The 16497-nt window shown below is 58.1% G+C and carries 9 protein-coding genes; all 9 read left to right on the top strand.

Features of this window, described 5'->3' with window-relative positions:
• Nucleotides 1-27: 27 nt before the first annotated feature.
• Nucleotides 28-2877: an FtsX-like permease family protein gene (locus G1C97_RS06715; protein WP_417852216.1), complete on the top strand. Its 2850-nt coding sequence runs from the start codon at nucleotides 28-30 to the stop codon at nucleotides 2875-2877.
• 178 nt (nucleotides 2878-3055) lie between these two features.
• Nucleotides 3056-4564, top strand: a complete 1509-nt coding sequence (locus G1C97_RS06720) for an amino acid permease (protein WP_169241112.1) — start codon at nucleotides 3056-3058, stop codon at nucleotides 4562-4564.
• A gap of 889 nt (nucleotides 4565-5453) precedes the next feature.
• Nucleotides 5454-5939, top strand: a complete 486-nt coding sequence (locus tag G1C97_RS06725) for a MarR family winged helix-turn-helix transcriptional regulator (protein WP_169241113.1) — start codon at nucleotides 5454-5456, stop codon at nucleotides 5937-5939.
• A 265-nt stretch (nucleotides 5940-6204) separates the two neighbouring features.
• Nucleotides 6205-8076, top strand: coding sequence for an ABC transporter ATP-binding protein (locus tag G1C97_RS06730; RefSeq protein ID WP_169241114.1), 1872 nt, complete (start codon nucleotides 6205-6207; stop codon nucleotides 8074-8076).
• 28 nt (nucleotides 8077-8104) lie between these two features.
• A complete protein-coding gene (locus G1C97_RS06735; RefSeq protein WP_169241115.1) occupies nucleotides 8105-10042 on the top strand; it encodes an ABC transporter ATP-binding protein in 1938 nt (645 codons plus the stop codon).
• Between the two features lie 939 nt (nucleotides 10043-10981).
• Nucleotides 10982-12601, top strand: coding sequence for an ABC transporter substrate-binding protein (locus G1C97_RS06740; RefSeq protein ID WP_169241116.1), 1620 nt, complete (start codon nucleotides 10982-10984; stop codon nucleotides 12599-12601).
• Between the two features lie 89 nt (nucleotides 12602-12690).
• Nucleotides 12691-13779 (top strand): ABC transporter permease, encoded by a 1089-nt coding sequence (locus tag G1C97_RS06745; protein WP_169241117.1) that lies wholly within the window; start codon nucleotides 12691-12693, stop codon nucleotides 13777-13779.
• Between the two features lie 11 nt (nucleotides 13780-13790).
• The gene (locus tag G1C97_RS06750; protein ID WP_169241118.1) at nucleotides 13791-14822 is read left to right on the top strand and encodes an ABC transporter permease; all 1032 of its coding nucleotides are present in this window, start codon (nucleotides 13791-13793) and stop codon (nucleotides 14820-14822) included.
• Entirely contained in the window at nucleotides 14822-16471 is a 1650-nt protein-coding gene (locus G1C97_RS06755; protein ID WP_169241119.1) for a dipeptide ABC transporter ATP-binding protein, read from the top strand. Before G1C97_RS06750 ends, G1C97_RS06755 begins: the two co-directional genes overlap by 1 nt.
• Nucleotides 16472-16497 lie beyond the last annotated feature (26 nt).

Raw genomic sequence — 16497 nt, forward strand, 5'->3', positions numbered from 1 at the left:
AAACACCCCGTGAAACGAAATCGCGCTGTGAAATACCATGTGAAACAATCCGTGAACCATCGCCCCGGCTTCGGCATGTCAGGCGCGTTCGCCAAGGACATGTTGCGCATGTGGGCGCGCAACTGGAAGCGATTCGCCTCGATCGCCATCATCACCATGCTGGGCGTGGCGGTGCTTACCGGCATTTATGCCGGTTGCCGTGATATGTTCCGCGGTGCCGACCGGTTTCTCGACAGCCAAAGGCTTTACGACATCCAGATCGTTTCCACGCTTGGCCTCACCGATGACGACGCCGCCGCGCTCAAGGCCGTCAATGGCGTCGAACGGGTGCAAACGGAACGCTCCGCCGCCGCGACCGTCACCGTGAACGGCAGCAATGAGTCGGTGACGTTGACCGAAATCGGTACGAACGGCATGAACCAGCCGTATCTGCAGGAAGGCAGACTGCCGGTCAAGTCCGGGGAAGTGGCCGTCACCAAAAAATTCGTGCGGGACAGCGGACTTATGATCGGCGATCGGCTGAACGTTGCGCTTGGCAAGGTTGCGGCATCCGCTTCGTCCGAAAAGGACAAGTCAGATGATGCGACGGCGTCGGGCGACGCCGGCAACGAGTCGTCGGGCGACGACTCGACTCCGACTTTCCCCACCGATCTCACCATCACCGGCATCGTGCTGGACCCGCTCGACCTGCAGAATCCGGAAGGATACTCGGCGGGCGCGTTCCGCAGCTCAGCCACCACCGACTACACGTTCTTCCTGCCGTCCGATGGCGTAAGCGGCACCGTCTACACTGCCATATCGCTGGAAGTCGAGGGTGCCTCCGCACTCGACACCTTTACCGACCGGTATGACGACGTCGTCCGCGCGGTCCGCGAACGTATCGAAACCACAATCCAAGCCAAGCGGCAACAGGCCCGCCGGCAGCAGCTTATCGACGAGGCGAACCAGCGCATCGCGGACGCCCGCGCCAAAGCCGACCGGCAGATCGCCGAGGCCCAAGCCGAACTGGACAAGCAGGCAGCCTCGGTGGAATCCAGCATCCCACAGGCCCGCTGGTATGTGAACACGAGGTCCACGGCCGGCACGTTCTCGTCGCTGGAATCCGATCTCAACTCCATCGAATCGATCGGTCGCGCGTTTCCCGTGGTGTTCCTGCTGGTCGCCGTGCTGATGAGCCTGACCACGATGACCCGCATGGTCGAGGAGGATCGCGGACTGATCGGCACATACATGGGGCTCGGTTACGGCAACGCGCTGATCGCCTCGCGCTACGTGCTGTTCGCGCTGCTCGCCTGTCTGATCGGCGGCGGATTGGGCGATCTCATCGGCTTCCTGGGCATTCCGGCGTTTCTGCTCGTCGTGTTGGAAGGCATGTATGTGGTGCCGGGCGTCACATTGCTCTACGACTGGGCGTACGGTTCGGCCGGCGTGCTGCTGTTCGTGGTGGGCGTCGCGGTGGCGACCATCGTGGCATGCCGCGGCGAGGTGCGGCATATGCCGGCCGAACTGATGCGGCCCAAGTCGCCCAAATCCGGTTCGCGCGTGCTGCTGGAACGCATCGGGCCGCTGTGGCGGCGCATGAAATTCCTCAACAAGGTCACCGCGCGCAACCTGTTCCGCTTTAAGGGCCGCCTGTTCATGACGGTCGGTGGCGTGGCCGGCTGCACCGCGCTGATCGTGTGCGGCCTGGCCATCAACGATACGGTGGATGCGCTGCCGGTGACGCAATATCAGGACGTGTATCGGTACGACCTGATGGTCGTGACCGATCACGACGCCTTGAGCCCGGTGCGCTCGCGGCTATTGGAGAGCAACGCAATCAATGACTCGACCACGCCGGCCGCCGGTGCCTTGACGCTTGCGCGCGTGGAAAGCGGGGAAATCACTACGATTGCCGATTCCGGCGGTGCTGGCGAATCCGAAACCGTGCAGCTGATCACGGTGCCGTACGCCGATCAGTTGACGAACATCGCCGACTTCCGTTCGTCGGTGGACGGTACGACGATTCGTACGGACCTGCTGGATCGTGCGGGTCGTGCGGATGCGGAGTCATCCGGCATCATCGTTTCGCTGAGTGCGGCGAATGCGATGGGCGTCGAGGCCGGCGACAAGGTGGCGTTGGAGAACGGCGACGCCGCGCGCGAAACGGTCCGCGTGTACGCCGTCAGCCGGTCCGTAATCGGTGCGGATGTGTATATGACGTCCGAGTATTACCGGGAAGTGTTCGGCGGGAGCACTGAGGGTTCCGGTTCGGCCGACGAATCCGATGGCGATGGCAGCGGTGCCGACAGTGCGTCCAACTCACGTGACTATACGGCGACTGAAGTCAATGGCGTGGAAATGAACGCGATATTCGCGCAATTCGTCGGCTCGGACGACGATCAGATCGACTACGCGGACCGGCTTGCCAAGGAGCAGGACGTATTGAGCGTGACGAGTACGGCGGATATGCGTCGCCGGTTCAGCTTCGATCTGATGGGTGCGGTGGTGGCGCTGATCGTCGCGCTCGCCGGTGCGCTGGCATTGGTGGTGCTGTTTACCCTCGCCAATACGAACGTTTCCGAACGGGTGCGCGAGATGGCCACGCTCAAGGTGTTGGGTTTCTTTGATCGTGAAGTGCATACGTATGTGAACCGCGAGATGTTGATCTTGACGTTGATGGGCATCGCCGTGGGGCTGCCGCTCGGCCGTTGGATTGGCGGACTGCTGACGGCTGCGCTGAATATGCCGGGGTTGTATTTCGCGGTGACCGTGCGGTGGTACAGCTATGCGATCGCCGCTGCCGTAACGTTGGCGTTCGCGCTGTTGGTGCAGTTGCTTACCAATCCGGTGCTTGATCGAATCGACCCGGTGTCGTCGCTGAAAAGCGTGGAATGATGGGTGGGTGGCATCGAAACTGCCTATTATCCCCGAAAAGTTCAATTACCTCTGACAAAATTGAACTTTTCGGCGAAATAATCACCGTATCATCACATTATATGGCTGAACTGGCCGGTCTTTAGCGTAGGTGCCGATGATACAGTTTGAACCTGTTACGGAAAGAGCAGGTGAGTTGATGAGCGAGAGTCACAACAGCGGTCAGGCCAACAGTGCCTTGACATCCGTCGAGCATCTCGACAAAGACAACGAAATGGCGCGCGGACTGAACAATCGTCATGTGCAGTTCATTGCCATCGGCGGCACCATCGGCACCGGTCTGTTCCTGGGATCCGGCAAGTCCATTTCCCTGACCGGACCGAGCATCGTGTTCGTGTACATCGCGGTGGGCGTCATCATGTTCCTGTTGATGCGTGCGATCGGCGAGCTGATGTACCGCGACCCGAGCCAACACACGTTCATCAACTTCATCACCCGGTATCTGGGCAACGGATGGGGGCATTTCGCCGGATGGTCGTACTGGATCGTGCTGGTGCTGATCGGCATGAGCGAGATCACGGCCGTGTCCACGTATTTCATCACGTTCTTCGACACATTCGGCATGGATCTTTCGCATTGGAAATGGCTGATCGAGCTGTGTTTCCTGGCCGCGTTGGTGACTATTAACCTGATTGCCGTCAAAGCGTTCGGCGAGGCGGAGTTCTGGTTCTCGATGATCAAGATCACGCTGATCTGCGCGATGATCGCCACCGCCGTGGTCATGGTGGTGATCGGCTACCATTACAACGCCGTGCAGATCACCGGTCAGGATGGCGTTTCGCCGGCAGGCCATGCGGGGCTCGACAACATCACCAATAATTTCTCCATCGCGCCGAACGGGTGGCTGGCGTTCCTGATGAGCTTCCAGATGGTGTTCTATGCCTACGAAATGATCGAGTTCGTGGGCGTCACCGTCTCCGAAACGCAGAACCCGAGGAAGGTGCTGCCGAAAGCCGTGAACGAGATCATCGTGCGTGTGCTCATCTTCTATGTGGGCGCTCTGCTGGCCATTATGGCCATCGTGCCGTGGACTACATTCAAGCCGAATAAGGACGGCTCCTTCGCCTCCCCGTTCATCATGGTGTTCCAGTACGCCGGTCTGAACTGGGCCGCGGCGCTGGTGTTCTTCGTGGTGATCACCGCCGCGTCCTCCGCCTTGAACTCGTTGCTGTACTCGGCCGGCCGCCATCTCTATCAGCTGGCCGCCGACTCCGAATCGCCTACCTTCCAGAAAATCGGTGTGGTGTCCAAACGTCAGGTGCCGGCTCGTGCGATTCTCGTGTCCGCGGCACTGATTCTGCTCTCCCCGGTGATCAATGCGATTCCGGGCGTTTCCGGCGCATTCGTGCTGTTCGCCTCCGCGTCGTCCGCGGTGATCATCTTCATCTACACGTTGACGATGATCGCCCACCGCAAGTACCGTCGCTCCGCCGACTTCATCCCCGACGGATTCGTGATGCCGGCCTGGCGTGTGACCAATACCATCGCCATCGCGTTCTTCGTATTCGTGTACTGCACGCTGTTTTTGGCGGACGATACGCGCGGTCCGGCCATCGCCGGTCTGGTCTGGCTGGCGGTGTTCGGCGGCTACTGCGCGCTACGCGAGCACTATCGCAGCCGCGACCTGAAAGAGGCGCTGGGCCGGTAAGGTTGTTGAAGAAGGGGTTGCTCCCCCGTATATTTGTGCGCGACTTTTTAGTACGCTCTCTTTCGCGCGCTCTCTCTTTCGCGAAAATGTACCACTGAGTTGACGTCAGCGGTACATATTCGCAATGGTTCATAAAGATTGAATCTTGGCGTCCTCGAACGCGGGCCCATCTTCTTCGCGAATTTGTATCGATGAGACGAACTCAGTGGTACATATTCGTGAAGAGGGTGCGTGAAAACGCACGAAACGCACGAAACGGTCCGTTTGAGGGGCCGATTCCAAAGAGGGAAATTCAGCTATGCAACGGCCGACCGGCGGTGGTGTAGTGCAATGCGCCATGCACCAATGCCGACGTGAAATGCATATTGCACATGCCCGCTTCTTCTGCCTCGTGTGTGCAGCCTGCAATGCTGCAAAGACTGATACCCCTCATGACCATCCCCCTTGTCTGGCGACAGCATCGGCGCTGTCTTGTAGACAAGTGTAGCTGTCATCAGTATTGCTGCATAGTCATTGAGTGATTTCTGTGGCTTGCATCACATACTTTCCGGCGTTTCGTGCCGAATTGTGCAATAATTCTATGCTCTTGCGGACGTGCGCTATGTGCGTGGGGCTGTACGGTTACAGTTCGGCTAGTCTGTTGGAAGTCAGTCGACTGAGGCTGATCTGTTGTTCCGCGGCATCGATGGCATGGCTCTGGATGTTGTGCAATTTGTAGACGAGTTTGATTGTGGGGTGTGCGGCAATAAATTGTTTATAGTGTGAGATATTATGGGTGATGGTTTGCGGGCGATATGGCGTAAAAGTGGTATCGGTCGTGAACACTGCGCGCAGTTGACTGCGTTCGTTTTATGTGTGACGAGGCCATGTATGGCAAAGGAGATGTGCCGTGGGCTATGAGGAAGAAGCGGTGGATGAGCTGTGGCGCGATGTGTGGTGCCACAGGTCCCGGATGCAGCGCGATCTCAATCATGGCGCCGGCGAGGTGTTTGTGATTCGCATGCTGGCGCATCAGGGCACGATGTCTCCTTCACAGCTCGCCGATGCCATGAACGTCACCAGCGGCCGCATCTCCGCGGTGCTTTCAGCGTTGGAGAAAAAAGGCCAGGTCATACGGTCCGTGGATCCCGATGATCGCCGCGCGGTGCGCGTGGAGCTTACTGATGCCGGGCGTGAACGCGGCCGCAAGGATATGCAGGAAATGCGCGATGCTGTCTGCTGGATTTTCTCGCAGATGGGGGAGCGGCGTACCCGTGAATTCGTCGAGCTGGTCCGCGAATTCTCTACGTATATGTTGATTTGCAAGCCCGGCCAGCCGCGCCCCACGCCGGAAGAGGTGAGCAAGGCGTTCGAGCGGGTTTCCGGAAATTCGTAACGTCCGGCCGCCGGGCCGTTGCGGCGGCTTGCCTTCACTTGGTGCGCGGTGTGGTAGCCCGGTTGTGTATTTCGCCCATGGTGAATAACCGAATGTCGTACCGTCACGCATAATATCTTACAGTGTAAGTAATAAATAGTAAAAAGTAATTTGGTTTGCGAGGTCTCTCCCTGTACGCCAACGACAGCTGGCGGCCCCCTCGGTACGAGGAATCGGCGGAGCGGCGCGTGAGCCTACGGCTACAACTCATCGCAAAGGAAACACAATGCTTCGCATCATGAAATATCTCTCCAAAGCGGAGATAGGCCAGATGCTGCTCGCACTGGTGACCATCGTGGGACAGGTCTACTTCGACCTGAAGTTGCCGGACTACATGTCCGACATCACCACGCTGGTCGAGACGCCGGGCAGTGCGATGGCCGACATCTGGATCGCCGGCGGCAAGATGCTGCTCATCTCGCTGGGCTCCGTGGCCTGCGCGGTCGTCACCGGCTATATCGCCGCACGTGTGGGCTCCTCGTTCACCCAACGTCTGCGCTCCCTGGAATTCCGCCAGGTCGAATCGTTTGGCCCGGCCGAAATGAATCGCTTCTCCACTGCGAGCCTGATCACCCGCTCCACCAACGACATCACGCAGATTCAGATGTTCATCACCATTGGTTTGCAACTCATCGTCAAATCACCGATCATGGCCGTCTGGGCCGTGATGAAAATCGCGGGCGAGGGCTTCGAATGGACGCTGGCCACCGGCATCGCCGTCGTGATCCTGCTGGCCGCCATCGCAGTGATGATGGCCATGGTTATGCCCAAATTCAAGGCGATGCAGCAGCTCACCGACAACATCAACCTCGTGGCCCGCGAGAATCTCACCGGTCTCAAAGTCGTACGCGCCTACAACGCCGAGGATTATCAGGAATCCAAGTTCACCGAAGCGAACAAGGAGCTCACGGAAACCCAGCTGTTCACCAACCGGACCATGGCAGTCATGATGCCGCTGATGAACACCATCATGAACGGCCTGATGCTCGCCGTCTATTGGATCGGCGCCTATCTGATCGACGCGGCCGAACTTACGGACAAGCTCACCGTGTTCTCCAACATGGTGGTGTTCTCCAACTATTCCGTACAGGTCATTATGAGCTTCCTGCTGATGAGCATGGTGTTCGTGCTCTGGCCACGTGCCGACGTATCCGCGCAACGCGTGCTTGAAGTGCTCGACACCAAACCGATCATCGAAAACGGCACCAAAACCGAAGCCGACGTGGCAAAAACCGGGCAGAGAGGCACTGTCGAATTCCGCAACGTCAGCTTCACCTACCCGGATTCCCGTGAGGCGATGCTGGAAGGCGTCACCTTCAGCGCCAAGCCGGGACAGACGGTGGCGTTCATCGGCTCGACCGGCTCCGGCAAAACCTCGCTCATCAATCTCGTACCACGTTTCTACGACGCCACCCAAGGTCAGGTGCTGGTCGACGGTGTGGACGTACGCGACTACAACCTGAAAACCCTGCGCGACAAGATCGGTTACGTGCCGCAGACCTCCGTACTGTTCAAAGGTACGGTCGCATCCAACGTAAGCTACGGCGACGAGCCGGGCGAAACCGTCGATGTCGAGATCGCCGATACCTCAACGGCCGCCGGTCGCAAGCACGAAGCTGAACTGATCGCCGCAGACCGGGCCGCAGAGAACGCCACGATGCCAGCGGAACAGATGAATCGCGTCAAGACGGCGGCGGACGTGGCCCAAGCCAGCGAATTCGTGAACCGTATGGACGGCGGATTCAACGCGGCGATTGCGCAAGGCGGCTCGAATGTGTCCGGCGGCCAGAAGCAGCGACTGTCCATCGCCCGCGCCGTCTATCGCCATCCCGAAATCCTGATCTTCGACGATTCGTTCTCCGCCTTGGACTTCAAGACCGACCGTGAAGTGCGCGAGGCGCTCGCCCGTGAGGCCAAGGATTCCACCAAACTCATCGTGGCGCAGCGCATCGGCACCATCATGAACGCCGACCTCATCGTCGTACTCGACGACGGTCGCGTGGTAGGTCAAGGCACCCACCGCGAACTGCTGGACACCTGCGAGGTCTACCAGCAGATCGCCGAATCCCAGCTCAGCAAAGCCGAGCTGATGGCCTGACCACAAGAGCCAACGAAAGGACTTACCAATGCCAAGAGGACCTATGGGACACGGACCGGGCGCAGGGCGCACGGTCGAAAAGCCCGCTGATTTCGGCAAAGTCATGGGCAAGCTCATGGATTACTGCCGCAATTACATTCCCGTCATCATCATCGCGCTGATTTTAGGTGCGGCCGGCACCGTCTGCCAGATCATCGGGCCGGACAAACTCAAGGACATGACCAACGAGATCGTCAAGGGGCTGCCGGCCGTCGTCAACGGACGTCCGGTGACGAACTCGGTCGATTTCGCGGCAGTCGGCCGCATCGCCTGGCTGCTGGTCGCCCTGTACGTGGGGTACGCGGTGCTCAGCTACGTGCAGAGCTGGATGATGGCGAACGTCACCCAGCGTACGGCCCAGCGGCTGCGCGAATCGATTTCGGTCAAAATCAACAAGCTGCCGCTCAAATACTACGACAAGGTCAGCTACGGCGACGTGCTGTCGCGCATCACCAACGACGTGGACGCCATCGGCCAAACGCTGGGACAAAGCCTGGGTTCGTTGATCACCTCGGTCACCCTGTTCGTGGGTGCGCTGGTCATGATGTTCTACAACAACGTGATCATGACATTGTGCGCCATCGGCGCAAGCCTGATCGGTTTGGTGCTGATGATGGTGATTATGAAGGCCTCGCAAAAGTACTTTGCGCAGCAACAAGCCGCCCTGGGCGACGTGAACGGCCATGTGGAGGAGATGTACGCCGGGCATTTGATCGTGAAAGCGTACAACGGCGAGGCTGATTCGATTCGCCGCTTTGAACAGTACAACGCGGACCTGTATGAATCCGGCTGGAAATCGCAATTCCTGTCCGGCCTGATGATGCCACTGATGAACTTCATCGGCAACTTCGGCTACGTAGTGGTATGCGTGGTGGGCGCGGCGCTCGCCATGGACGGGCAGATCGAATTCGGTGTGATCGTGGCGTTCATGATGTACATTCGCCTGTTCACTCAACCGCTTTCCCAGTTCGCACAGGCCTTCCAGAACCTGCAGCGTTGCGCGGCCGCCGCCGAGCGTGTGTTCGGCTTCCTGGAGGAGCCGGAGATGGCGGAAGAGCCGACCAAGGCTGAGCTTGGAGTCGATCTTGGGGTTGATCTTGCGGTTGACGGACACGGCGGTCGCGGTGCGTCGATGCCGGCCACCCAGCGTGCGCAGCTGCTCGGTTATGACGCCCAAGGGCATGTGCAACCCGTGCGCGGCGACGTGGAATTCAGTCATGTGCAGTTCGGTTATGAGCCGGACAAGCCGGTTATCCACGATTTCTCCGCCTCTGTTGCGGCCGGGCAGAAAGTGGCCATTGTGGGGCCGACCGGTGCCGGCAAAACCACGATGGTGAACCTCCTGATGCGGTTCTATGAGATTTCCGGCGGCTCGATTTCCATCGACGGCGTGAATACCGCGAGCGTGCCGCGGTGGAATGTGCACGACCAGTTCTCGATGGTGCTGCAAGACACATGGGTGTTCCGCGGAACCGTGCGTGAGAACATCGCATACGCCAAGCCTGGTGTGACTGACGAGCAGATTGTTGCCGCCTGCCGTGCGGTGGGGCTCGATCATTACATCCAGTCGCTGCCCGACGGATATGACACCGTGTTGGACGACAAATCCACGCTGTCCGCGGGGCAGAAGCAGCTGCTCACCATCGCCCGCGCGATGGTGCAGGACGCTCCTATCCTGATTCTCGACGAAGCCACCTCCTCCGTCGATACCCGTACCGAGGAGCTCATCCAGAAAGCCATGGACGCGTTGACCGTGGGGCGCACGTCCTTCGTGATCGCACACCGCCTCTCCACCATCCGCGACGCCGATATGATTCTCGTCATGAACCACGGCGACGTGATCGAGCGCGGCACCCATGAAGAGCTGTTGGCGGCGGGAGGGTTTTATGCCGACCTCTACAACTCCCAATTCACGCTCGCTGGATGATGGGGTGTCCTCGTCGTTGCTGCCCGCTGCGACGTACCGTGTCGCGCTACGTGCGATCTTCGCGGCAGGGCCGCTCGCTTCGCCTGCGGATAGTCCACTAGTCCACTGGACTATACGTTTGACGGCTCAGCGCCTTTGCTCGGGTGCGTCTTTCCTCGGTGCGCCTTGCGGCTGTGTGGGTCAATCAGCTCGGTTCATGTGCCGGAATGTGGGATGAAATTGTAATGTGGGCTGTTTTGCGGTTGTGTGCCACGGGGAAATGGTACGCAACCGCAAATTGAGGATTTATGCAAAGTAGTACCGCGAACATTGGCTGTTTTGCGGTACCGGGCGTTGTGGTCCTCGATGGGGCAGTGGTACACAACCGCAGTTTCGCTGAATTTGCGGTTGTGTACCACGGTGTGCGTCTATCTCGCTTACGAGCTCGCTTACGAGGGGCTGATTGCTGTGCGGCGGAAGGTCTATCCGCGTTACAAAGGGCTCTTCTGCCGTGCAAACGTGGGTGCGAATGCCTTCGCGTCAACGCCGTTCCGCCGTTTTGGGCGTGTGGGATACTCGGCGAGCAGCCCCTTGTACCGCGGATAGACTTTCCACCGCCACGAAATCAGCCCCTCGTAAGCGAGATAGCGGCATTGGGGACTGATTCATTTCTTGGGTTTCTATTGCAGTGCAAAGGCGTATTGCAAAATGCTGCTCCCAGCGACTGTTCTCATGCCGCAAGCGTTGAACGCGGTGTCATCCCGATATCGAATGTATCTTTCTCGCGCAATGTTCGCGCAAAGTGACGGCGAGGTGCTGCGCAAACTGTTCGCTTTTGCGTATTTCGCCTATGCGTTTCGTTGAATGAGATGTGTTACAAGCGCTTAATCTATTCAAATCTAAACTGTTCATACCTAAACAAATAGGAGTGCGGTACTCCATCACTGAGAGGAAGCGATCATGGGGAAGCGCAAAATAGTGGCCGCGGTTTCGATGCTGCTGGCCATAGGTATGGGCCTGTCCGGTTGTGCGCATGCGTCCACGGATCAGACGTCCGCATCGGATGCCAATACGTTGAAGATCGGCACCACGGATGTGGTGTCTGCTCTGGATCCCGCAGGGGCCTCGGACACTGGATCTGTAATGCTGATGACTCAGATTTACGGGCAACTGATGAATCAGAAGCCTGGTTCGAGCGATCCGGAACCGGAATTGGCGGAATCTGGCGAGTTCGTCAATCCCACCACTTATCGCGTCAAGTTGCGCAAGGGGCTGAAGTTCGCCAACGGTAATCCGATCAATGCCGAAGCCGTGAAGTTCAGTCTGGATCGTCAGGCCGGTATCAACGACCCCAATGGTCCCCAGTTGATGAAGATGGCGCTCAAGTCCACGAAGATCGTGGACGACCTGACTGTCGACTGCGAGTTGAACGATGCCAATGACCAGACTTTCCCCGGCATTCTGACCGCGAACGACGCCGCCATCGTTGATCCCAAGGTATTCGGCGCAGATAAGATCACATCCATTGATGACATCATCAAGGGACGTGGCTTCTCCGGCCCATATGAGCTGGTGAGCTACTCCAAGGGCGTGGCCGCCAAGCTCAAGGCCAACGCTAACTATTCCGGAGTGATCGATAAGGTCAAAACCGACACCGTAATGGTCAACTACTACTCGTCCGAAGACAACCTGAAACTCAATATCCAGCAGCACAATATCGATGTGGCCTGGAACACGTTGTCTGCCAAGGACATAGAAACCTTGGGCAAGGACAGTTCGCTGAAGGTTCATTCCGCGCCTGGTGGTTCCATCCGCTACCTTACGTTCAACTTCAACACCATGCCTTATGGCGCACAATCCGATGAGCCGGATGCTGCCAAGGCGCTCGCCGTACGTCAAGCCATCGCCGATCTGGTGGATCGTCAGGCCATTGCCGACCGCGTGTACAAGGGTACCTATGTTCCGCTGTATTCCAATGTGCCGGATGGCATCACTGGCGCTACCCAGCCGTTCAAGGAGCTCTACGGCGACGGCAATGGAGGTCCGGATGCTGCCAAGGCCAAGAAGCGCCTGTCCGATGCCGGCGTCAAGACTCCGGTCAACCTGAACATCCAGTACAACACCGATCATTACGGAGCGAGCAGTGCCGACGAATACGCGCTGATCAAGGAACAGCTTGAGTCCTCCGGTCTGTTCAAGGTGACCATCCAATCCACCGAATGGTCGAGTTATGCCAAGAAGTATTCCACCGGCGAATTCCCGATCTTCCAGTTGGGCGGCAGCGGTGAGTTCTCCGACGGCGACGACTTCCTGTCCATCTTCTATGGCAAGGGCAACTTCCTGCAGAACGGCTATGAGAACGAGGACGTCTACCGACTTCTTGCCGCCGAGAAAACCGAAGCGGACAAGACCAAGCGCAATGAGATCCTCGCCCAAGTGCAGGAGCAAGTGGCTAAGGATATCTCCAACCTCGATCTGTTGCAGGGCCAGCAGATCGCTGTGGCCGGCACCAACGTGCAGGGTGTTGATAACACGCTGGACGGTTCGTTCAAGTTCCGTCTCGGTGTGCTGAGCAAGTAAACCGCAAGTACGGCTTGTGATGTTCGTAAGGGGTGTGTTTGCGACGATATGACCGCGAATGCACCCCGTACGGCAATTCAAGGAGACCAATGAAATCAAGCAATGCGAAAAGCGGTGACGTCAAAGTGGCAAAAACATCGGGGTTGTCCGGTCGTGCCGCGGAACTGCTGCGGTATGCGCTGATACGCATCCTGCTGATTATCCCGACCGCGCTGATTCTCGTCACGCTGGTGTTCTTCCTGATGAGGCTGGTGGGCGACCCGATTACGGCGGCGCTCGGTGGTCGTCTTTCCGCCGACAAACTCGCGCAGATGAAGCATGCAGCCGGCTACGACAGGCCGGTTATCGTACAGTACTTTGAATACCTCGGGCAATTGGTGCGTGGCGATTTCGGCGTCACGTTCTCCGATAACCGTCCGGTGCTGGACATTTTCCGTCAGAACGGTACGGCTACACTGGAGCTAGGCATCTTTGCCATTATTATTGCGGCGCTGATTGGTGTCCCTCTGGGCATTGTGGCTGCGGTGCACAAGGATCACTGGCAAGACATTGTGTTGCGCGTGTTCTCCGCCATTTCCTACGCGACGCCGATTTTCTTCCTCGGTCTCGTATTCAAATTGGTCTTCGGTTCTTGGATGGGGATGTTGCCGATATCCGGTAGGGCATCCAGCGACACGGCGTTGACGCTGACCTCCGCCCAAGGTGCCACGGGCTTGTATTTGTTGGACGCCATTTCTTTGGGAAGTGCCCCGATGACCCTCGACGTGTTGAGGCATGCGGTGCTTCCCGCGGTATCTCTGGGTTTGATCACCGGTGGCGTGTTCATTCGTCTGGTGCGCTCACAAATGGTGTCCACCTTGGCGAGCGACTACACATTGGCGGGGCGAGCCCGCGGCATACGCGAGAAGACGATACACAAGCGTTTCGCCTTGCGTCCAGCGCTTGGCCCGATCCTGACCGTGGCCGGTCTGCAGATCGCCATGATTCTCGGCGGTGCTGTGCTGACCGAAACCACGTTCGACTGGCATGGCTTGGGCTACGAGCTTGCGCAGTATCTCAGTAACCATGATTTCACTGCCGTGCAGGGCATCGTGGTGCTGATGGCAATCATCGTATCCGTGGTGAACTGTGTGATCGACATTCTGGTGGCGATCAACGACCCCAGAATCCGCAGTTAGGAGCATCGTCCATGACATCGATTTCAAATGCAAAAAGCAATGATCAGGCGGGTGTGTGGCAACGGCTCATCAAGCTTCCCATCATTCGTGAGATTGCGGAAAGCAATGGCGCACAGCGCGGTCTGATCGTTACGGGATTGTCGTTCATCGTGCTGTTTGTGCTGGTGGCGCTGTTCGCGCCGCTGCTGGCACCGTATGGATTCGCGCAGCTTAAAGGAGCTGACGGAGCGACTTTTGGAGTGTTGGAAGCCCCATCTGCTGTGCATCCTTTGGGTACTACCTCCACCGGATACGACGTGCTGAGCCGTGTGCTCTGGGGGTCGCGCACCGCACTGTTGGCCGTTTGCCTCGGCGTGGTGCTGCCGATTGTGATTGGTGTTCCGCTGGGCGCATTGTCTGGATACTTCCGCGGTCCTTTGGATAAGGTGCTGGTCACTATCAGTGATGCCATTTATGTGTTCCCGACTCTGCTGCTCGCGATCGTGGTCTCGCTGGTAATCAGTGGCGGTCAAGCTGGTATGTGGCCGGGACTGCTTTCGGCCGCCGTCGCGTTGAGTGTGGTGTATATTCCGCAGTATTTCCGCGTGGTGCGTACCGAAGTGAGCCGCCTGTCCAGCGAAGGCTTTGTCGAAGCGGGGAGAGCCATGGGGGCCGGAGACCTTTGGGTGCTGTTCCATGAGGCGTTGCCCAATGCGCTGCGTACCGTACCGTTGATTATGACGTTGAACGCAGGAGACGCCGTGATGACGCTGGCTTCGCTCGGGTTCCTGGGATTCGGTATCGAGCCGACTGCGGCGGCGGAATGGGGATACGACCTCAACAAGTCGATGAACGATGTGAGCAACGGTGTGTGGTGGACGGCGATCTGCCCGGGCGTGGCCATCATCATTATCGTGCTGGGATTCACCTTGTTCGGCGAAGGAGTTAATGACGTCGCTGACCCGCGGTCGCGTAAGGCACCTTCCATTGCCAAGCTGCTCAAACGTGAGCAGACGGCTCGCGGAGCAGCATCTGGCGCAGCCGCCAAAGAGGAGGCGAAGTGATGTCGTTGCTGGATATTGCTAATTTGCAAATTGATTTCCCGACCGACAACGGTTTGGTGCATGCTGTGCGAGGCGTGAACCTGAACGTTGAAGCCGGTGAGCGTGTGGCGATTGTTGGCGAGTCCGGCAGTGGCAAGTCGGTAACCGCTCGCGCCATATTGGGGCTGCTCGGTGATGATTGTCGGATTCGTGGGCGAATCATGCTCGACGGACGCAATATGGTCGAGGCTTCCGCCGGCGATCTGGCCGCTGCGCGTGGCGGCATTGTGGGCATGGTGTTCCAGGAGCCGTTGTCTTCGCTGAATCCGGTGTACACCATAGGTGCGCAATTCCGACTGGGATTGACGGAGCATGGCCTTGATGACAAGAAGGCAGACGAGCTGTGCTTGGAATATTTGCGGAAAGTGGATATTCCGGATCCTGAAACCGCCGTTAAGAAATATCCGATGGAGTTTTCCGGCGGGCAGATTCAGCGCATCATGATTGCCATGGCGCTGGCTTTGCATCCCAAACTCATCATTGCGGATGAGCCTACGACCGCATTGGATGTGACGGTTCAGCTGGAGATTCTTGATCTACTCAAACGGCAATGCGCCGAATCCGGGGCGGCGCTGCTCATGATCAGTCATAATATGGCGGTTGTGGCGGATATCGCACAGCGTGTAGTGGTGATGCGCCGCGGCAGTGTGGTGGAAGAAGCGTCCGTCGAAGATCTGTTCACTCGTCCGCGTGATCCCTACACCAAGCAGCTTATTGCCTCCGTGCCGAAACTGGAGGTAGAAGATGGTGACGCCGATTCGGGTGGGCTTACGGACGTCGATGGAAACGATATCGATAACGACATTGTGGTTCAAGCGAATCACATCAACGTGTTCTATAAGGGCCGCCGACTCGGATCGAGAATCCACTCGGTGCAGGATGTTTCGTTTGAGATTCATCGTGGGGAGATTCTCGGCTTAGTGGGCGAATCTGGTTCCGGTAAAAGCACTATCGGTCGCGCACTTATTGGGCTTGGCGGGGAGCTGGAAGGTGAGCTCAGTTTGCTGGGAACCAGTGTTGTGGGTGCGTCGAAACGAGAGATGCGTGCATTGCGTGAACGGGTGGGATTCATCTTCCAAGATCCCGGCACCAGTTTCAACCCCCGCAGAACTGTCGGCGAAGGCGTGGCCGCCCCATTGCGCATCCATCGACCGCATATGAGCGATCAGGAGGTCAATAGCAAGGTTCGGACCATGCTGGAAGCGGTGTCATTGGACCCGGATTACGTTGATCGATATCCGCATGAGCTGTCTGGTGGGCAACGGCAGCGTGCGTCCATCGCACGTTCGTTGATGCTGGATCCTGAGCTGATTATTGCGGATGAGCCGACTTCCGCGCTTGACGTGACCATTCAGGCCAAGGTGTTGGAGCTGCTCAAGCAGCTTCATGCACAGTTGGGGTTCTCGTGCCTGTTCATTTCGCATGATCTGGCCGTGGTGGATCAGATGGCTGATCGCGTCATCGTGCTGCATCATGGCAAGCTGGAGGAATCCGGTGTTACCGGACAGGTGTTGCATCATCCGCAACAGCCATACACGCGGAAGCTGATTTCCTCGGTGCTGGCTCCTAATCCGGAGAATCCGCAGCCGTTCAAATCGGTGTTTGCGTGACGGGTTTGCCAGTACTGCTGATGTGA

It is taken from the genome of Bifidobacterium olomucense, from assembly GCF_012932375.1.
GTDB classification, from domain to species: Bacteria; Actinomycetota; Actinomycetes; order Actinomycetales; family Bifidobacteriaceae; genus Bifidobacterium; species Bifidobacterium olomucense.